The organism is Mesorhizobium sp. WSM4828, from assembly GCF_055811175.1.
This window is the reverse complement of record NZ_JBVVQK010000042.1, coordinates 17,007-36,019: the sequence shown is the minus strand read 5'-3', so window position 1 is coordinate 36,019 and position 19,013 is coordinate 17,007. Positions and strand designations below refer to the sequence as shown.

Genomic DNA, 19,013 nt, shown 5'->3' with positions numbered 1-19,013 from the left:
GAATCCGTTCGGTGATCTGGAGCAACCGGCCAAGCTCGATTAGGGCAGGAACGCCCGCGCGGATCGGCGCTTGGAAAGTCTCTTCGCCGATCCAGCGGAAGCGGAGTGCGCCAAGCCGGGTCTCGCCTAGTGTAGACGTCGATGCTTCGGGAAAGGCTCATGTTAGCTGGACATCCGTCAGCAAGCCGGACGCGAAGGGGCTTTGCAGGTTCGGTCAAGGCGACAAGTCGAATGTCGACGATAGTACATTGGTGGAAATAGCTGTTACTTCTGCTCCAGACAATTGCCCCAAATGAGGATCGATTTGTCCCAGCGATCCGACTCGCCCCTCAGGTAGAGGATCGCTTTGCCGATCTTTAGGAACGGGTGACCGATCGGATGCAACTCCAGCTTCGCCTGCGTTGGCGAGCGACGACTTCTTCGGAGGGTAGTTTGGGCTGCTGTGGCGACTGGTAGCTAAACAAAAACGGCCATCGCTAGATGCGACCAACGCTAGGTCGCCTTCGCCTTTCGCTTGGCAGGCGCCTTCTTGGCTTGTGGGCCTTCCATCCAAGCCCAATGGCCTTTGCTAGTTTTCGACCGTTGCGCAGCGTAGCTTAGCTGCCACCATCGGATAGTCGGTTGGAAGTTCCACTTTCGCCGGTATTCACCTGGCGTCATCCCTAGCAAGCCGAGAAGCGCTTCATCGACCATCCTCCAAGGATACGATGCCATGCCCTGGCCAACATGATGATTATCCTCCTATAGCCGAACCGCCGACGCTCCGCCGCCTCCATCGTGCAGCACTACTGCCTACCGCAGCATCAGATCTGGATCGGGAACTAGGGCGACCAACAACAGCTTACCTCCAAGCGTTTCCGTGAAGTCGACCCCTGCTCTCCACTTCTTCAGCGACGCTGGGGTGGTTTTGATATCGGCAGCTAGCCTGTCGTGCTCTAAAGCGGCCTGACTAACACGAGCCAGAACATCTGCGTAAAAGCTACTGCCCGATCGTGCGATTCGACTGCTGATCGACGGCAAGTCGCCGCGAAATGAAAGGCAGCCGAGCGCTACCTTCCTCTCCTCCAGAGCCGGCTTCGTGACGTTGTTGATCGCCTCGTCCAGCGGGCCCCAGATCGTGGTCCAGCACGTCCTCAACCCGGCGCTCGGTGAGTCCAACGCAAAACGTTCAAGGGCAGCAAATATAGGTTGATCGGAACGTGCGGCGATCGATATTCGCAGGATCGCAGGACCAAGGAGCGTTGATCCAAGCCGCTTCACCATCGGGACTAAGTCGGCTCGGCGATGGTGGAAGACCCAAAGAAGGGCAGCGGCCTGAACGTCCTCCTCTTGCGCAGCGGCGGCGCCCTCCACTAGGTTGACGCTCGCCGGCAGATCCGGCATCGCGAAGATTGACTGGAGCTTGTCTGCGGCTCTGAAATTCCCGGCGATCTGGTACGTTAGGAGAGGGACCATCGTCCCGGCGGAAACAGCTGCGAGGGCTTGAATCGTCTTTGCATCGAGCGTCTGCAACGGTACGGTGACAAGCATCGCTGCTCCTTGGCCAATTTCGACTTCGCCCGCCTCCGACGCCTTGATTGTCAATGCCTCTCCAAGACAATACTGGGCGAGATAAGCTGTGACGCTCGCTCGTTCGGACAAATTCAGACCATCCGGTTGTTCGGAAAATTTCCGTATTAGATCGAGGAGTTTCTGGCTGCACTTGAATGCCGGTCGATCAAAGGCCACGGCGGCGTCCAAGCTGTTACCGAGCAGCGAACGAGGATCGGGAAGGTCGGGAGCGTCGGCAACCGCCGCTTCGGCCGACAGGTCCTCGACGAGTCGGTCGAATCCTGCAACGATCTCTTTTTCTTCTTCAGAAGGCGACAGGAGCCGCCTCAAATAGGCCTGCGTGCCGGCGATATGCTTCCAGTCCACACGGGTCCCCAGTAAAGTCGGAACACATCTTGTTCGCGCGACCAGATCCGCGGCATAAGGATTGAGCGCCCACTCCTTTCCAAGAAGCCGCTCAACATACGCTGAAATAGGGCTCATGCACGCGGGCGGAATGCGTGGGAACACCAGTTCTTGGTCGAATTTTCTTGGATCGATCATGTCGCCGGAGGCCAGCAACTTCTCGAACAGCGGCGCATCGATGGTTGCTATTCTTTGAAGTGCTCGCGTCGCAACCAGTTTTTCGTCGTTAACGAGATCCGCGATGCTCGCGCCGTCACCCTCCGGTGCCGCGGCGATGATGATGTCCTTGGCATCGTAGGCAGTATTCTTGGAGAGACCGCCTGAGGATTGAAGGATCGAGCTCGCAAGAGTCGTCGCTTCTTTATTCCGGCCAAGCTGCATCGCGATGCGAGCACGGCCAATCTCAGTCAGGTTATCTCCGATCGAATCGGCCGGGTCGTCTCGCTTCAACAACACGAGAGGCTGATTTCGCCCAAGCAAAGATTGGGCCCTGATGTCGCTGTTCCGTAGATCGAACTCCCAAATAGGATCTGGGAAACGCAACAGATTCCAATCAGGGTAACCCGCTAGCAATTCCACCCCATCAGCTCTCACACGCGCGAACTTGTGTTGATCGAGCCACGTCCAGATGCCCAGCGTCACCGCAACGATGATGCCGACCACCGTCGAAAGCGTGACGAGAAGTCTGCGGCGAAAGTCTTTGATAGAGAAGCGTGCAAGGTTTAACCGCACGGACTCCAAGCTTATGTCGCTGTTGACGAAGACGAGAGGGTCGTCCCCTGCGGAGATTTCGGCCTTGGGTTCCTGCTCCTCAAGTCGAGAGAGCCTACCCCTGAAGAGTTTTCGCATCTCGTTCACGAGAAACGCGGACAAGTCGCGAAAATAGATCTCACCGTGCTTTCCAACGGTGGGAAGATGACCCGATAAGGCATCGATGAAGAGGTTTGTGAAAGGGGAACCCTCTCCCGGCAACTCCCAGGAAGATTGGCCGCGTCTAGACGCGCTGAGAAGGATGCGGTATTCGAACAGGTCTCCTAGCGCACTGAAGACCAGGGGCGCCCGTTCCGCTAGGGCAGCGCCGCCGCAGCAATCGACGACAATCAGTATTCCTCTCGCTGCTGTACCTGTCAGCGCCTCAGCCAAGTCTTGCGCTGAGATAGATGTGTCCGGTGTCGGAACGGGCTCCGCGTCTACGGTTGCCAGATAAAACGAGCTATCTGTTTCGAGGCCGTGCCCGGCGAAATATACAAAAAGTGCTGCTTGCGGGCTTGCCCGCCGAGCGGCAGAATTCAGTGCAGCAAGGATGGCGTTCTTCGTCGTCTCGGCTGGTAGGGTAAGCAGCTCTACCTGATGGTCAGGAATCCGGCACGCGGTGCTGTCTACTAGGACGGCAGCTAGACGTTTCGCTCCGATAACGCAATCGGGAAGGTCCTTTAGCTTTCCACCGTTTGCGGGTTGTGCGTATTGGCCGACCCCAACGACCACGGCGTGAATTGACTTGGAAAATGCCGATGCGTCGCTCGATTTGAAGTCGAGCGGCATAGCTCAGAACCATGAGCCAAAGAAGGTGCGCCAGCCTCGAGGCATCACAAGCTCGTTGTTGCCACGTTGTATCGCGTTGTTGTTGCCATTGCCTGGCTGCTGTCCACCGGCGGCATCGGATGCGCCGGCCGCACTAAGATAAACCAAGCATCCGTTCAGTGCGGCGATCACAAAATCTGAACCATTTTGTCGAGCATATGCTGCAAGTCCGACACAGATCACTTCGGCTACGACTAGCCCGAACCACGAGCGCGAGAAGCCAAAGGCCTGCTTCGCAACGTTCGTCACGACCAGTGTTGCGCCGGCCGCGCCAGCCAATGTGGCCAAACTGGCCATCGTGAAGAATTGCTGCGCCAATTCGCCTGCCATGCTACCCCCCTGAATTCCAGCTCGACATGCGGCAAGTAATCGGCCGCGGAGCCGATGACATCATGGTGAAGAAAGAATCGCCTTGACGCAATACATCCATTTTCTGTGCGCAGCCATTTGGAGCGGCAGTAGCTCCGCCTGTGTCGCCGAAGCGAAGTTTCCGCCAAGCGAGATTTTGATCCATTGGAAGCACGCCAATCGACGGCTGCCGTTGCAGCAGGCGCAGGACCTGCTGCAATTGCGCAGATGCTTGCGTTCGTCGATCTCCCTCACCACGAACGGCTTCTCCGGCTCGGTCAAGACCCTGAACCTCAACGTCAAGTCGGTGACGTTAGCGCAGAGAAGGCGAAAAAAGCGAGGTAGCCGCTCCGAATCCGATGGACTTGGGAGCCGGAGAAAATCGCTGAGCCAATTTCAAACATGGGGTAATCGCGGAGCGAGTCGCCCTGAAGCCGGAAGCGGTCACATATTGAAGAGCGGGTGGTTGTTCCCCGATAGGATGGAAGTACGGGCTCACGACTGGACGCCGGGCCCAAGCATCGAACGGAGAACAACCATGAGCGAATATATCGGTCTCGACGTGTCGTTGAAAGAGACGGCGATTTCTGTGCGGCGTGGCGGCAAATGGATCTGGCGCGGCAAATGTCCCTCTGATCCGAGTTTGGTCGCGGACGTTCTCCGCAAGCGGGCGCCGGCGGCCAAGCGGGTGGTGTTCGAGACAGGACCCTTGTCGGTGTGGTTCTATCATGCCTTGAGCGCCGAAGGACTTCCGGCGATCTGCATCGACGCCCGGCATGCCAAGGCCGCGCTGGACATGGCGCCGAACAAAACGGACGCAAACGATGCCGACGGCTTGGCGCATCTGGCGGAGGTCGGCTTCTACCGCGAGGTGCGGGTGAAGGGCTATGACAGCATGCTGAGCCGCACGCTGGTGGCCGCGCGGAGCCGGCTGGTCAAGATCACGACCGAGCTCTCCAACCAGATCCGCGGGCTCATGAAGACGTTCGGGCTGATCATTCCGCGAAGCAAGGGCGGCAAGTTCGAAGCCGACGTCCGGCGCCTGCTGGCCGGTCAGGAAGAGCTTGCCCGGATTGTCCTGCCCCTTCTCGATGCTTGGCTCAGCATGCGCGCCCGCGCTGCTGAACTTGGACAGCAGCTCGTCGCCAACGCCCGGCACAATGACGCATGCCAGCTGTTGATGTCGATTCCCGGCGTCGGCACCATCACTGCGACTTCATTCATCGGCGCCATCGAGGATCCATCGAACTTCAAGACATCGCGCGCTGTCGGCGCGTGGCTGGGTTTGACAACCCGACGCTATCAATCCGGCGAAGTCGATTAGGATGGTCATATCTCGCGGCCTGGGGATCCTCACCTGAGAGGGCTTCTCTATGAGGCCGCAGTCGTGATCCTTACGCGCAGCCGGGCTGACAGCAGTCTGCGCACATGGGGGCTGAAGCTGCGTGAGAAGATCGGCTTCAAGCGGGCAGCTGTCGCTGTCGCCCGCAAGCTCGCTGTCATCATGCATGCGATGCTAAAATCCGGTGAGTTGTTCAACCGGGAAGAAGCCATCGTTGCCTGACCATAAGGAAGTTCGAATGCGCCTACCCGAGGCGTAACGAGACGTCCCTGCCAGGACGTGGGCCGAGCCATTCCGCTGTGTCAGTTGCATCGTTGGCGGCACTACGCTCGCGATTGCGTTTCAAACCTTGGAAGGCTCCATCCCTCGCGAAGCCCATCATGCGGCGGCTTCATGTCGACCGCGAAGACGACCGTGCTCCCGGCAAACGACGCCTCAATACAAATTTGAGCTTGCATTTTGGTCCGCGATTAGACGACTGACCCACTACCATGCTCGGCGAATCAGGGCCCCGCATAGAGGAACCGCGGCCCGGCATAGAAACCGTCTGCGAGCTGTTGCTGCAGCAGTTCCTCGATACAATTCTTGAACTCGAACATCACCGACAGGGCGTTGCGGTCGATCCAGTCGGGCTGGCCGTTGAACCCGATATGCAACGCGTTAAGCAGCTTGGTGTAGATCGCGTCACATTCATCGGCGAGTTGTCCGGCGCGCCAGTTCGAATTCATGTCGATCGTCCGCGGATTGTCGGCCATCTGCGTGACGTCCGCGAAGTCGTCGACCACGATGCTCTGCTTGGGGTCGAACGAATAGCCTGTCGACGACGACGGATCGACGACGATCCGCATTCCCATGAACAGTTCCTCGAACCGGTAGTAATGCGCATATTCGGTCGAGCTGTCAGTGGGAGAAGTTGGTGTGCCTTCGCCCTGGGTAACGATTGTCGCGATCGCTTGCAGCGCGCTGTCGACGTCCCTGACGATCGTGGCGCCTGGCACCTGGTGGCCCGGGTCGCCGGTGAAGATGGTGTTAGTCTGTTTGGTGATCTCGTCGCCGATTGCGGTGTAGAACTGGCCGATTGTCTCGAAGCTCGGCGCAATAGCTTCCAGCGTTGTCGTCTTGACCGGAATGTGGATCGGGTTTTCGGGCTCCTCGATCTCCATGAATGTATTCTTGACCGTGGCCTTGGAATAACGCTTGATCCCGACGACTAGCCCGTCCGCACCGCCGATGCCCATCGGCAATGGGCCTGGGTAGTTCGGGATGAACCTGGGTGCGTTGATGACTGGTGCGCCCCCGATCGCGTTGAGAATGTTGCAGGCAAGCTGCATGTGCAGCATCTCCTCGATGATGATGCTGTGCAGGATTCGCCGTGCCTCGGCCCCGCCTGCGCTGGTCCCGCGCAATGTATAGTAAGCGGTCAGATAAGGCGGGATGGTCGAATGCTCAAGCTCGATTGCTTTTTGCAGCGCGCACCGCAGGCTTGCGAGGTCGGTGATGTTTGTCGGCTTGATCTTCAGCATGACCGTTGCCCTATTTCGTGCTGCGGGCGGCGCCCGATTTGATCCGCTGCATCGCTGCGGTCTTGCTGTCAGGGATGTCCGGCCGGTGGCGCGCGGCGGCGGTCCGTGAGGCTGCGCGCTCGGCCATCGACACGGCATCGGGCGGACGCACGGGTTCAGGCTCCAACGGTATTGACCCGTCGATGACCTGCTGCATCCATCTCTCAAGAATGCCACGCCGCCCCGCCGATAGGTCGCGGGTCACCGGCATATGGTTGGGATGCTCGATCGGAAGACCGAGCGCGGTCAGGATTCGCGGGGCAAACGATCCCACCCAATCCTTGTTGGTCAGGCTTATCACCGGGTGTAGAAGCGGGGTTGGGTTGGGCTCGCCGGGATATCCGGGATCGTAATTGACGACCGGACCATGCGGTCGCGGATAGAGGTTGGCATATTGTTGTAGGATCGGCAGCACGTCGTCATTCCAAGTGACCATGTCGGGGACCTTGGTCTCGCTGAACAACAGGACGCTGATGAAAAGGCCGGAATCGAATTCTGTACCCGCGTTCACCGCGCCTGCCACTGCGAGATCGATCTCGTATACCTGGCCATCGACAAACGTGCCGTCAGGAAACTGGCGCGGCCGGCCCGGATCGCTGCCGGCAATCGTGAGGCTGGTCCAGCCCGCGCCGTCGGTTGGTCCGCTGAAGGCGAGTTGCAGGGCCGTGCTGGGGGTGGACACGGTGAAACTGCCGCCGATATTGGTGCTTGAAATGGTTGGAACGATCGTCTGGTCTGCCAAGGGCTGGCCGAATTTGGTGACCATAATGGGGAGAGTGCGGCTTTCGCCGGGGTTCATCCGGCACACGAACATGTCAGCGCGCGCGTAGATGCCGTCGGACGCTTCCGCTGTCCAGACATTCCAGCCCCCGGCGCCATCCGATTGCACGGCGGCGAGTGGCAACGTCTTCAGCGCCTGCAGTTGCAGCGCGGTCAAGTTGCCGTTCGGAGGAAAGGCCTGGATTCCGGCTGTCCGCTCATAATAGCGGGGTGCGGTGTAGCCAAGCAGAGATCCCAGATCGACGATATCTGCCGCCGCCAGGTGCGAGGCGTCATTCTTGACGGCCACCAAGTGGATGCTACCCGAATCCGGCACGTTGCCGCTGCCATCGTTCGTCAATGCGTTGCCGAAGTCGGCCAGAATCTGTGTCCGCTCGGGATTCATGCAACAGGTGACGTTACCCAGGTTTCGGCTGGTCGACGCCAAGTGGCGTCCGGCGACGAAATGTACTGGGTCCCCGGCCAGCGCGGGGCCGATCGTGCCGACGATCCGACCATAGCCGCGTTTCTCGCCACCCATGTTGTAGCTGTCGAGCATAAAACGCATCGACAATTGCCCCTGGATGGTCGCCCTCTGCAATGCCTGCAACGCAGGAGATGCAGACAAGTCGCCCCAGACGACATCGACCAGTGTCGATTGGTAGAATACGCTGGCCCCGGTGTCGCCTTGCCCCCCGCGGCCCCAAATGTCCATGAATGGCGCGGGCGAGAATTGGCCGGACATCAGGACCGCGCCGCTGGCCGGATCGGCAATCCGAACCACCAGCCCGAAGATCATCGATACCATCTGTTGATCCGGATCGAGGTCAACGATCTTGGCGTCGACGCGGTCGCTGCTGTTCCTCAGCGGCAACCCGACCACGGGATCTGCAGCGTTGGTCGTCGCAAATTTGCCGTCCCAGGCCGCCGCGGTGATCGCGCAGCCACAAAGCCGCCATGCGCCGGTGCCCGAAGGCTGCCACCAGCCGTTACTCGACCCTGGGCCGTAGTCCTGATCGTTCGGTGTGAACGTCGCTGAATTGAAATGCTTGTCGTCGTTGTTGACGGTCGATACGTCAGCGCGAAACTGGCCTGCAAAATGCACTCTGGTCGGGTTGAGATAGGACATCGGTGCTTCCTGAATTCTGGGCGAAGGTGACGCGTTCCCAAGTACGAAGTCGCGCTGTTGCGTCCGAGAGATATACGACGCGGTTTGCTGCTATGGATCGAGGGCGAGCGGTCTTCCGCCGCCGACGGATAGGGAGATCAACGCAACTTGCAGGGGACTCCGCTGGAGTGCGAGGCGTACGGTGTTGAAGCTACCGGCGCGCGCGTGCACGATCTGATATTTGCCGAGCTGCGCTGCCGTAATCCGCATCCAACAAAACGGAAGATTCCAGTGCCTTTCGGATTCCAGCCGCCATCGTCACCTCTCGTCGAGCGGTCTTCATTCTGGAACGCCGTGTTGATGAAGGAGCAGACTGATTGTTGATGGTCGATACGTCAGCTTCAAAGCACTAGTAGAAACGATGCGCGGAATCTCGAGATAGCTCACTGGACGCTCCCTCAATTGGTCGACCGCATCACCCGCGAACAATGGCGCCCATCACCGTATATTAAACTCAATATTTGCACAATCCAAGGCGGAAACGTGATCTGCAAAATTTGTACTGCGGTGGAGAAAATTATAAAAGTCTTGCCAGGCGCCTGGGCGCTGGGCGATGATTGCGCTTTGTATCAGAGGTGATCAATGCTCAGATCATACTTGAGGGCCCGTAATATTATTGGAAATATGATCACTATTGTGGTGGGCTTGTCGGCCCAATGCGCCTTTGCGGCTGATCAACCCGACAACGTCTATCAGACTTACGGTGTGCACAATCCACCATCGGACAGTCCGTGCGCCAATGCAGACTGCGCCTATACTCGCGCACCGGGCGAGCCGACGGATCCACTTTATCCGGAATATTGGTCGTCGGATTGGAACATGTACCGCGTATTCAACAATGCCTCTCAGTATCCTCCGCCTTATGACGTGGCGCCGCCGCCGGCGCTTAAGGCCGGACAGGACTATGAGATTTCGAAGGGTGCGAGCTACTACGATAGCACCTGGAGCGGCCCGACGGGCCAGGACGCGATGATGGAACACTACGAAAAGCGGTGTTTGCCGATCTTTCCGATTTCCAATCAGTTCACCTGTTCATTCATCTCTCTGGGCGATGTCGCCTTCTTTGTCACCTACGAGTCAGATCGGCCGAAAGGCATGCCGCCAGTCTGCTTGTTCTCGCCAGTCAACCATGCTCCGCGCAGGGACTTCATCCGCCATCTGCCCTATAGTGCCAGCGACAGCAAGCAGCTCAAAAACGCTATTCAGGGCTACTCGTTTTGGGTGGATCCGGCCACAGGCAAGCCGATCCAGGTCGGCGTTAGTCCTGACCGCACCGCGGATCAAGCGATCATGTTCGGCTATGGCTTCATGAGCAAGGCAATGCCGGATCGCATCGATAGATCAGCAAAGCCCTTCAGGCATCCGCAGTCATTCTACTTCTCCGGTTATCCGCTGCCGCCGGCAAACGCGCCGTTCGTGAGCCAGAACTATACCAACTTCGCGATGGTTAAGCCTGACCCGAAAGCAACCTGGGATCTCGTCAGCAAGCTGGACGCTAACAAGCTGCAGGCCTGCCAACTGTTCAACCCGCCTGCCGAAGCGGTCGAACTGACCAAAACCCCTCGCGCGTCTACCTGGGGAGATGTTAAGCACTAGGGACGAGGTCGGTCGGCTTAATTGAAGATCGCATCGAGCATTAGCGACTTGACGTCGGTCGCCACGAGCGTGTCGCCACGCAGCAGATCCGGCCGGTCGCTTATGATCAGCGGGCCATACTCACGGTTGTCTGTGATGCGGCCATGCGACCCCCGCACCAGCGAGGCGTTGAGCGGGATAACGTCCATCAGAGCCCGGAAGCCCAATTTGCGCAATGCCAGGCGTTTGCCGATCGCCAGTTTCGGCATGACGATTGCGGGATCGAGAAAAAGTTCGACTGGATCATAGCCGGGCTTGCGGTGAATCTCGACCGTGCGGGCGAAATCGGGCGCGCGGAAGTCGTCCGTCCAGTAATAATAGCTGAACCACGATCGTGCATCTGCGATGGCCACCAGTTCGCCGGAACGTGCGTGGTCGAGGCCGATCACTGACTTGTCGTCCGCGCCATAGACCTGCTCGACGCCGGGCAATTCGGTGAGCAATGCCCGAACCTTCGGCAGCAGCAGCGCGTCGGCCACATAGACATGCGCAATCTGATGGTCGGCCACCGCAAAAGCTTTCGACGTCATCGGGTCGAGCAATTCGCCGCCATCCTCCTCGCGCACCGATAGCAAGCCAGCCTCGCGCAGCGCGCGGTTAATGTGTATCGGGCGGTCGACGCTGGTGACACCATATTCAGACAGCACCACGACCGAGCGCCCGGAGGTCTGTGCTGCATCGATCAACTCGCCGGCGACGGCATCAATCTCGGTCAACGACTTCTGAACTGCTGGATGAGTCGTGTCCGGCCCGAAGCGCTGCAGATCGTAATCGAGATGCGGAAGGTAAACGAGAGTAAGCGTTGGATCGCTTTCAGTCATCACCAGCTTCGTAGCATCCGCGATCCAACGCGTCGAGGCTATGGAGGTCGCCGGCCCCCAGAACTGAAATAGCGGAAACGGACCCAGCCGTTCCTTAAGTTGATCCCGCAAGCTTGCCGGTACAGTGTAGCAATCTGGCAATTTGCGCCCGTCGGCCTTGTATATCGGCCGCGGCGTAGCACCAATCTCGTGGCTGGAGGCCATGTTGTACCACCAGAACATGTTGGCGCAAGTGAAGGCCGGGTCGCGGCGCTTGCCGGTTTCCCAGACCTTTTCGCCGCCGACCAGCCGGTTGGACTGCCGCCAGAACTGGATTTCCATCTGGTCGCGGAACAACCAACCGTTGCCGACAACACCGTGATGGGCAGGCGTGAGCCCAGTCATGAAAGTGGCTTGTACGCTGCAGGTCACCGCCGGCATTACTGTTTGCAGCGAGGTCGTGGCGCCGCTGCGCGCAAGCGCCGAAAGCCGCGGCATATGGACCTCCAGATTTCGTGACGTAAGCCCGACTACGATCATCGCCAACAGAGGTTTCAATCGCCGGACTCCTGGATCAAGCCATATGCTGTCGTCTTCGCAGTAGGACCGAAGTATTCACGGTCTCTCCCGCGGCGCGAAGACCGCGCTCGGACTTGCCAAACCGGCTAACGAAATGGCACCCTTCAGTTGAAACATGGCGCCTCACGCTAGGCAAGCGCCTTCGGTATGTGTCTATTCGGTGGCCGGTTCGGGAATAGGGATGTCGCGTGAGGAAGAACGTCATGCTCGATCAATCGTCCAGCCGAGTAGATGATGTTCGGTTGCAGTCGTTTAGCGTCGCCTATGACTATCCAGTGGTCTTCACCCAGGGTGCGTTTGGTCAAGACAACCGCTGTCTGGCCGATGTCCTTACCCGTCGTGAAGCTGGCAAACGGCACCGCTTCGCCGTCTTCGTCGATGATAGGGTGATTTCGTCGAATCCGGATCTCGCCGGCCAAATTGCTGCCTATGCCAAGGCGCACGCGCCCCATGCCGAGATGATCGGCGTTCCAGTCGTGGTTGCCGGTGGCGAAACCTGCAAGAACGATCCGGAAGTTGTTCCGCGTTTGCTCTCGCAATTGTCGGAGCTCGCGATCGACCGGCATTCATATGCCATAGCGATCGGTGGCGGCGCCGTGCTCGATGCCGTCGGCTATGCCGCGTCTATCTTTCACCGCGGAGTCCGTCACATCCGCTTTCCAACCACGGTTTTGGCGCAGTGTGACAGCGGTGTTGGCGTCAAGAACGCCGTCAATTCGCGAGGGCTCAAGAACTTGATCGGCACTTTCGCCCCGCCATGGGCGATCATTAACGATAGCGATTTCCTCGAGACACTACCGCCGTGTGAAAAACGGGCTGGCATGGCGGAAGCGGTCAAAGTGGCGCTGATCCGCGATCACGATTTTTTCCTGTGGCTTGAGGACAACGCCGCTGCCCTGGCGCGATTTTCGCCGCCGCACCTGAATCGACTGATCAAGGGTTCTGCGGAATTGCATATGCGCCAGATCGGTGCTGGCGGTGATCCGTTCGAATCGGGATCGGCGCGTCCACTGGATTTCGGCCACTGGTCGGCGCACAAGCTGGAGCAACTGACCAAGAACGCGATCAGCCACGGCGAAGCCGTCGCTATCGGCCTTGCGCTAGACGCGCGCTACTCGATGATGTCTGGTTTGCTCGCTAAGCCCGAAGATGAGCGCATACTTCGTCTGCTCAAGCAATTGGGCTTTGTGCTCTGGCACGACGCTCTGAAACAAACGGATTCGCAAGGCCGGCTATCCTTGCTGCAGGGGCTTGCGGATTTTCGCGAACATCTCGGCGGCGAACTCACCATCACGCAGCTGGCGGGCATCGGCCGCGGCATCGAGGTACACGCGATGAACCCGGCACTTATTGGCGACAGCATCGCATGGCTCGCGGAACAGGCATGAGGGGCATATGAAGCTCGACGGACTTCCAGGCGACGTGCACCTGACCTACTGCACCAACATTCATGCGGGGGAAAGCTGGCCCGATATCGTCGCCAGCCTTGACCTGCACGTCCCATTGATCAAAGCCACGGTAGCGCCTGATCGCCCGCTTGGGATTGGCTTGAGGTTGTCCGGCGAAGCGGCGGCGCGAGCACGAGAACCCGATGCGCTTGCCGCTTTCCGCGAGCAGCTGAGCCGGCTTGGAGCCTATGTCTTCACCATCAACGCATTTCCGTTTGGTCCGTTTCACGGCGTGCGAGTGAAGGAAGACGTCTATCTTCCGGACTGGCGCGATGCGGCGCGAGTCAAGTTCACCGCCGACAGCGCCGCGGTGCTGGCTGCCGTATTGCCTGAAGGCGTCGACGGCAGCATTTCCACGGTACCAGGTGCGTTCAAGCCTAACGGATTTATAGACGGTGCTGCGGATTTGATGGCATCTAATCTAATGCTGGCGGTGGCGGACCTCGCAATGATCGAGCTGCGGACCGGCAAGCGCATCGCGCTCGCCCTCGAACCCGAGCCGTGCTGCTTCCTGGAGACGACGCAGGAGAGCATCGCGTTCTTCGAGAACGTTCTGCTCAAGCCCGAAATACTCGCCAGCCTCGCTGCCGAGGCGAATGTGAACCAAGCCGGTGCGGAGGCGCTGCTGCGACGTCATCTCGGCATCTGCTACGACGTTTGTCACGGCGCGGTGGAATATGAAGATCCGGTTGCGGAGCTCGGCAATCTGCGCCGCGCCGGTATCACCGTGCCCAAAGTGCAGCTGTCTGCGGCAATCCGTTTACCAGCGATGGCGATGGAATTGATCGATGCGGTGATGCGCTACAACGATGGTGTCTACCTGCACCAGACCATTGTCCGAGGGACCGGGGGTCTGACCCGCTATACTGATCTCCCAGATGCTGTCGCGGCGTTCCGCGACGGTCGCGCCCAAGGCGAATGGCGCATCCATTGCCATGTTCCGGTATTCCTCGCCGACCTCGGCGAGATTGGATCGACGCGTGCCGATCTTGAATCTGTGTTGGCGATGATGCGTCGCGGCTATGTCTCATCGCATCTGGAAGTCGAAACCTATACTTGGGATGTGCTGCCCCAGCAATGGCGCACTGGCTCCAAGGCAGCGGACATCGCACGCGAGATTGCGTTCTGCGCAAGACGGCTGGTCGAATGAGCGCTTTCGCCCGACCGATACCCGCTATGTCCACGCTGGTGCGGCTCGGCCGCATCTCCAACCTGCCGACAGTGTGGACCAACGCCGTCGCGGCATTGACGATATCTGGCAGCACGCGGCCGGGACAGCTGGTGCTGCTGCTGCCGGCGATGACCACCTTCTATGTCGGCGGAATGTATCTCAACGATTTCTTCGACCGCACCATAGACGCGCGCGACCGGCCTGGCCGCCCAATCGATGCCGGTGAGATCACGGCGGGCGCAGTATGCATCGTTGGCTTCGGCCTGCTGATGGCAGGCGTGGCGCTGATGATCCCGTTCGGGCCGGCCGCGGCAGCGTGTGGCGCCGTGCTGGCGACAACCATCGTTCTCTACGACGTTTGGCATAAGGGCAACCCGCTGAGCCCGATCATCATGGGTCTGTGTCGCGCGCTTGTCTATGTCGGCATTGGCGTTGCAATGGCCGGAAACGTGTCGACCGCATTGTTGATTGGCGCACTGGCTCTGGCATTGCATGTGGCAGGCATCACCTATGTCGCGAAGCAGGAAGAGCTCAACCGGATAGGCCATCTCTGGCCTTTGCTGATGCTGGCCGCGCCATTGCTGGCGGCTTTGCCGACCGCAAACAGTTGGCTAGTGGTTGTTGCTCTCGTGCTGTTGCTCGCGGTCGACGCCTCGGCGATACGTCTTCTGGCCAGCAAACCTGGCCCAGGGGCGGTGCCGCTCGCCGTATCCCGTTTGATCGCAGCGATCTCCCTCGTCGACGCTGTGGCCGTCGCATGGTCGGGCGGAAGTGCTTTGATCGTAGCGCTCTGCGCGCTCGGATACCCGCTGACGCGGGCTTTTCAGAAGATTATCCCGGGGACATGAGGTCAACAGATGCAGCGAGGATTTCTCGAACTCGCCGATCTCTGGATTTCGCGGGCGACGGATGACCGGGGGATTGCCTGGTTTCGCGGTGTCCTCGATGAGGTAGGACGTCCTGGAAACGATCGCGCGCTCGGCATTGCTATTGGACTAGCGCCAAGGCGCCTCGGCAAGGCCAGCCTCGCGCTAGGGGGGCAGGATTTGTCTCGTGCAGCAGCGCTGCGCAAGGGCCTTGATCCCAGCAACTGGACCGTGGATCAACTGGCGCGCATCGCGCTGATGGTGGCGAGCTATCGCGACGACGTCAGTTTTGCTGAAACCCTCAATCGTTTCTGCGCTACCGCCGAGATCAACGAACTGGTTGCGGTATACCGCGGCTTTCCGGTCTACCCTGCGGCGAAACTCATCGAACCCCGTGCCCGCGAGGCGGTACGTTCCGGAATGCAGCCGGTGTTCGAGGCGATTGCGCACCACAATCCGTATCCCTGCGAAGTGTTTGCGGAAGACGACTGGAACCAGATGGTGGTGAAAGCGATCTTCATCGGCGCATCGCTGTGGCGCATTCAAGGCCTCGACCAGCGCTGCAATCCAAACCTGGCGCGCATGCTGGTGGCGCTGGCGCACGAGCGCCGCGCTGCCAGCCGGCCAATCAGCCCCGAAGTCTGGCGTTGCATAGCGCCTTATTTGAACGCAGAATCGATCGGTGCGATGACCCACGCTTGGGGTGCCGGCGTTGAAAATGATCGCCTTGCAATTGCGCTTGCATTGCAGTCCGCACCGGAAACGGATGCAGGTCTTCCGTTCCGGGACCAGATGCGCGAGGTGCAAGACACGCTCGGCACCCTGAACATCGACTGGCATAACCTTGGCTAGTCTGAGCGGTTATGGCAGGTACCTAAACTTGGGCCCAGCAAATTGCCCCGCATTCGGTCCAGCGGTTAGCTTTTGCTGCAGCAATTCTCCAAGAATCGTCTTGAACTCGAACATCGTGCCAACGGCATCGTTCACTTTGTCCGGCTTTCCGTTGAACCCCTGGTGCAGAGCCCGGAGAAGGTTTGAATAGGAAGCATCGGCCTCGGCCGACAGCTGCTCAGCGCGCACGTCGGCGGCGTCGTAGGTCACGAGTGGTGGATCGTCCACCATCTGGATGACGTCAACGGTGTCGTCGATAACCAGCGGCTGGCTCGGATCGAAGCTGACCTTGAGTGCCGACGATGGATCGTCAACGATGCGCATGCTCTTCGAGAGCTGCTGGAAACGATAGTAGTGCGCGATTTGATTCTGCAGATCGGTCGGTGATTTCGGGGTTCCTTCGCCTTGCTCGACGATCGTCTCGATGGCGAGCAAGGCGGAGTTGACATCGGTCACGATGATGTCCTCGCCGGGATCGAAGAAGAAGCCGCCGACCTGAAGGGTTGGGTCGCCGGTGAACAGTTCGGGATGGGCGACGAGCTTGGCGCGGACGGCCGCATAGAATTGCCCGATCGTTATGGGCGCAGCCGCAGCCATCGCGACCACCGCCGGCTTGGTCGGTATCTCCAGCGGGACTTCCGGCTCCTCGATCTTCATGAATGTGTCTTCGATCAGGCTCTTGGAGTAGCGCTTGAGGTGGACAATGAGGTCACCAGCAACGCCCATTGGCAGTTCGTGCGGATAGGTCGGTATAAAATGGGCATCAGCGATGACCGGGTGGCCCCCGATCGCGTTCAGGATGTTGCAAGCGAGCGTCATGTGAAGCATTTCTTCGATGACCACGTCTCGGATCACCTCGCGCGCATATTTCACGGAGTCAGAGCTGCCGGACAGCGTCGCCATCGCCGTGAGATAGGGTGGAATAGTCGAGTGTTCGAGTTGGATGGCGTTCTGCAACGCATTGCGGACGTCGTCGGTGGTCGCCAGTGGCTGAGCCATGATTCGGAGCATGATGGAAAATCCTTCCTCTGATCTGGGGGCGGTCAGGAACGGTGACGCAGCAGACGGATGTCGACGACCGGCGACTTGGTTGTCGATCGGGTCACCGGTTTCCCGGTCTTGGTCGCTGCCGCCGTCATGGCGATGGGCGGGATGGGTGTTCCCTTGATGCCAAGGCTGCGCAGCCAGGCGATCATGCGCTTGCGCTTCCCCAACGACAGGTCACGCGTCACCGGCATGTGGCTCGGATGCTCGATCGGCAACTCGAGCGCCCACAGGATGCGAGGCGCGAATTTTATCACGCTGTCGCGGTCGGCGAGATTGACCACGGGGCGTGATGGCGGAAGTCCGTCGAACGGCGCATAGGGATTTGGCCCGTGTGGCCGCGGATACAGATCGCCATACTTCTTGAAGATATTGCGAACGTCGTCCCATCCCGGCGATTCGACTTCAGGAAACGGATCGAAGTTCAATATGCTGATGAAATTTCGTTCCGCATTGATGACAACGCCAAGATCGGTCTGCGATTCCGCGAGCGAGCAAACCACGCCGTAGACCAACCCATCGATAAATTTGCGCGGGTTGCCCGGGTCGATCCCCGTGATCGTCAGTTGGGCACGACCCTCGGCATCGGTCTTCGAACTCACAGCGATGTCAGGGAGCGGCAGATTGTCTTGCGGGGAAAACGGGAATGCTGCGGCCTGCGGTGTTGCCTCTGCGAACGGCGTCCCGAAGCGCGTCGCGATCAGATCGGTGTGTTTAATTTCGCCCGGCGCGACACGAAAGACAAATTGCTCTGCCCGGAGATAGACACCGTCGTCGCGCTCGGCGCCGAATACGCTCGCGGTCGCGGCACCAGACGGACGCACCATTATACGCAAGGGATTCTGCAAGACAGCAGCGAGTTCAGCGTCCGTGAACGGACGGTTCTTGGGGAGCTCGAATATCCCGGCTGTAGCCGCACAGGTCCCGGGGGGCTTGTAGTTCAGCGTGCCAAGGCTCGCCGCCGCCGCTCCTGTGCCGACCTCCAGGCTGATCTCGCCCATATCGGCGAAATCACCCTTCGCGTCGACTTTCAGCAGGTTCCCGACGTCGATGAGGATCTTGCGGCGCGCCGCGTCTACGATGCCGTCGGACTGGGAAAATTCGACCGGATTCGGCGGGCCGTCCGTTTGCACTTGAAGATGCCGTCCGGCGATGAAGGTATGCGGCTCATTCACGAAGTGGGGACCGATGGTGCCGACGATGTGGCCATAGCCGCGCAGGGGACCACCCGTGCGATAGCCATCGGTGATAAACCGGATCGAGAGCTGTTCGGCAGCACTTGTTTGCTTCAACTGCGTGAGGCACGGCGATTTGGCGACATCGCCCCACGTCACATTGGTCAGAACCGATTGAAAATAGGCGCTACGGCCCGCGTCTCCGCCGCCCGTGGAGCGATGCGCCCGCAAATCGTAGAAGGCAGCCGGCTCGAATTCACCTTGCATCAGCACGTGCCCGTGCGCATCGACCAGACAGATTGTCAGGCCAAACAGCATCGAAACGCCTTGCTGATCTGGATCCAAGTCGACGATCTTTGCTGCGGAGCGGTCGCCGGATTCGCGCACTGAGAGGCCGATGGCCATATCGTCGGCTGGCGTCGATGCCAATGGGCCGTCAGTGCGGTAACCACTGGTCACCCGGCAATCGAGAAGCCGCCATGCGCCGGTTCCGGCTGGCTGCCAGTTGCTCCCGTCGGTGCCGCCACTCAGGGGCTTTTGCAGGTCTGGATTGAAGTTGTCATCGTCGAAATGTTGGCGAACGTTGTTCACCGTCGAGACATCGGCGCGAAAGCGGCCGGAAAAATGCAGGCGGGTGGCATGCAGATAGCTCATTCAAGGATCTCCGCTTCTGGCTACTTGCAGGGAC

12 protein-coding genes and 2 pseudogenes are annotated in these 19,013 nt (G+C 59.4%); 6 read left to right on the top strand and 8 right to left on the bottom strand.

The genetic code is table 11. From position 1 onward, the window contains the following. The 3 genes and pseudogenes from AC0L2X_RS29430 to AC0L2X_RS29420 all read right to left on the bottom strand — a co-directional run. Nucleotides 1-124: pseudogene (locus AC0L2X_RS29430) on the bottom strand (type II toxin-antitoxin system HipA family toxin); the annotation flags it as partial. 668 nt (nucleotides 125-792) lie between these two features. Beyond that, the gene (locus AC0L2X_RS29425) at nucleotides 793-3,498 is read right to left on the bottom strand and encodes a caspase family protein (RefSeq protein WP_473600879.1); all 2,706 of its coding nucleotides are present in this window, start codon (nucleotides 3,496-3,498) and stop codon (nucleotides 793-795) included. Between the two features lie 3 nt (nucleotides 3,499-3,501). Further along, nucleotides 3,502-3,867, bottom strand: coding sequence for a hypothetical protein (locus AC0L2X_RS29420; protein WP_473600878.1), 366 nt, complete (start codon nucleotides 3,865-3,867; stop codon nucleotides 3,502-3,504). Nucleotides 3,868-4,423: 556 nt separating this feature from the next. Here AC0L2X_RS29420 and AC0L2X_RS29415 point away from each other — a divergent pair. Continuing rightward, nucleotides 4,424-5,449: pseudogene (locus AC0L2X_RS29415) on the top strand (IS110 family RNA-guided transposase). Nucleotides 5,450-5,730: 281 nt separating this feature from the next. Here the strand turns inward: AC0L2X_RS29415 and AC0L2X_RS29410 are convergent. Then, on the bottom strand, nucleotides 5,731-6,750 hold the full coding sequence (locus AC0L2X_RS29410) for a ferritin-like domain-containing protein (protein WP_473600877.1): 1,020 nt from the start codon (nucleotides 6,748-6,750) through the stop codon (nucleotides 5,731-5,733). 10 nt (nucleotides 6,751-6,760) lie between these two features. After that, complete coding sequence (locus tag AC0L2X_RS29405; RefSeq protein ID WP_473600876.1) at nucleotides 6,761-8,677, bottom strand: hypothetical protein; 1,917 nt, start codon at nucleotides 8,675-8,677, stop codon at nucleotides 6,761-6,763. A 663-nt stretch (nucleotides 8,678-9,340) separates the two neighbouring features. Between AC0L2X_RS29405 and AC0L2X_RS29400 the strand changes: the two genes are divergently transcribed. Continuing rightward, complete coding sequence (locus AC0L2X_RS29400; protein ID WP_473600875.1) at nucleotides 9,341-10,312, top strand: hypothetical protein; 972 nt, start codon at nucleotides 9,341-9,343, stop codon at nucleotides 10,310-10,312. Nucleotides 10,313-10,329: 17 nt separating this feature from the next. Here the strand turns inward: AC0L2X_RS29400 and AC0L2X_RS29395 are convergent, their stop codons facing one another. Then, the gene (locus AC0L2X_RS29395; protein ID WP_473600874.1) at nucleotides 10,330-11,709 is read right to left on the bottom strand and encodes an alkaline phosphatase family protein; all 1,380 of its coding nucleotides are present in this window, start codon (nucleotides 11,707-11,709) and stop codon (nucleotides 10,330-10,332) included. Between the two features lie 224 nt (nucleotides 11,710-11,933). Between AC0L2X_RS29395 and AC0L2X_RS29390 the strand changes: the two genes are divergently transcribed. From AC0L2X_RS29390 to AC0L2X_RS29375, 4 genes are read left to right on the top strand one after another with little or no spacing between them, the layout of a single operon-like run. Further along, nucleotides 11,934-13,118, top strand: a complete 1,185-nt coding sequence (locus tag AC0L2X_RS29390) for a 3-dehydroquinate synthase (RefSeq protein WP_473600873.1) — start codon at nucleotides 11,934-11,936, stop codon at nucleotides 13,116-13,118. A gap of 7 nt (nucleotides 13,119-13,125) precedes the next feature. After that, nucleotides 13,126-14,328, top strand: a complete 1,203-nt coding sequence (eboE, locus tag AC0L2X_RS29385; protein ID WP_473600872.1) for a metabolite traffic protein EboE — start codon at nucleotides 13,126-13,128, stop codon at nucleotides 14,326-14,328. A gap of 26 nt (nucleotides 14,329-14,354) precedes the next feature. Beyond that, nucleotides 14,355-15,197, top strand: coding sequence for a UbiA family prenyltransferase (locus AC0L2X_RS29380; RefSeq protein ID WP_473600871.1), 843 nt, complete (start codon nucleotides 14,355-14,357; stop codon nucleotides 15,195-15,197). 9 nt (nucleotides 15,198-15,206) lie between these two features. Then, complete coding sequence (locus AC0L2X_RS29375) at nucleotides 15,207-16,067, top strand: EboA domain-containing protein (protein ID WP_473600870.1); 861 nt, start codon at nucleotides 15,207-15,209, stop codon at nucleotides 16,065-16,067. 9 nt (nucleotides 16,068-16,076) lie between these two features. Here the strand turns inward: AC0L2X_RS29375 and AC0L2X_RS29370 are convergent, their stop codons facing one another. Further along, a complete protein-coding gene (locus tag AC0L2X_RS29370; protein WP_473600869.1) occupies nucleotides 16,077-17,117 on the bottom strand; it encodes a ferritin-like domain-containing protein in 1,041 nt (346 codons plus the stop codon). A gap of 32 nt (nucleotides 17,118-17,149) precedes the next feature. Next, complete coding sequence (locus AC0L2X_RS29365; RefSeq protein ID WP_473600868.1) at nucleotides 17,150-18,979, bottom strand: hypothetical protein; 1,830 nt, start codon at nucleotides 18,977-18,979, stop codon at nucleotides 17,150-17,152. Nucleotides 18,980-19,013 lie beyond the last annotated feature (34 nt).

Excerpts from the sequence above, each read along its gene's own strand:
- AC0L2X_RS29425 (WP_473600879.1), bottom strand. The coding sequence starts at position 3,498 with ATGCCGCTCGACTTCAAATCGAGCGACGCATCGGCATTTTCCAAGTCA.
- AC0L2X_RS29420 (WP_473600878.1), bottom strand. The coding sequence starts at position 3,867 with ATGGCAGGCGAATTGGCGCAGCAATTCTTCACGATGGCCAGTTTGGCC.
- AC0L2X_RS29410 (WP_473600877.1), bottom strand. The coding sequence starts at position 6,750 with ATGCTGAAGATCAAGCCGACAAACATCACCGACCTCGCAAGCCTGCGG.
- AC0L2X_RS29405 (WP_473600876.1), bottom strand. The coding sequence starts at position 8,677 with ATGTCCTATCTCAACCCGACCAGAGTGCATTTTGCAGGCCAGTTTCGC.
- AC0L2X_RS29400 (WP_473600875.1), top strand. The coding sequence starts at position 9,341 with ATGATCACTATTGTGGTGGGCTTGTCGGCCCAATGCGCCTTTGCGGCT.
- AC0L2X_RS29390 (WP_473600873.1), top strand. The coding sequence starts at position 11,934 with ATGCTCGATCAATCGTCCAGCCGAGTAGATGATGTTCGGTTGCAGTCG.
- eboE (WP_473600872.1), top strand. The coding sequence starts at position 13,126 with ATGAAGCTCGACGGACTTCCAGGCGACGTGCACCTGACCTACTGCACC.
- AC0L2X_RS29380 (WP_473600871.1), top strand. The coding sequence starts at position 14,355 with ATGTCCACGCTGGTGCGGCTCGGCCGCATCTCCAACCTGCCGACAGTG.
- AC0L2X_RS29375 (WP_473600870.1), top strand. The coding sequence starts at position 15,207 with ATGCAGCGAGGATTTCTCGAACTCGCCGATCTCTGGATTTCGCGGGCG.
- AC0L2X_RS29370 (WP_473600869.1), bottom strand. The coding sequence starts at position 17,117 with ATGCTCCGAATCATGGCTCAGCCACTGGCGACCACCGACGACGTCCGC.
- AC0L2X_RS29365 (WP_473600868.1), bottom strand. The coding sequence starts at position 18,979 with ATGAGCTATCTGCATGCCACCCGCCTGCATTTTTCCGGCCGCTTTCGC.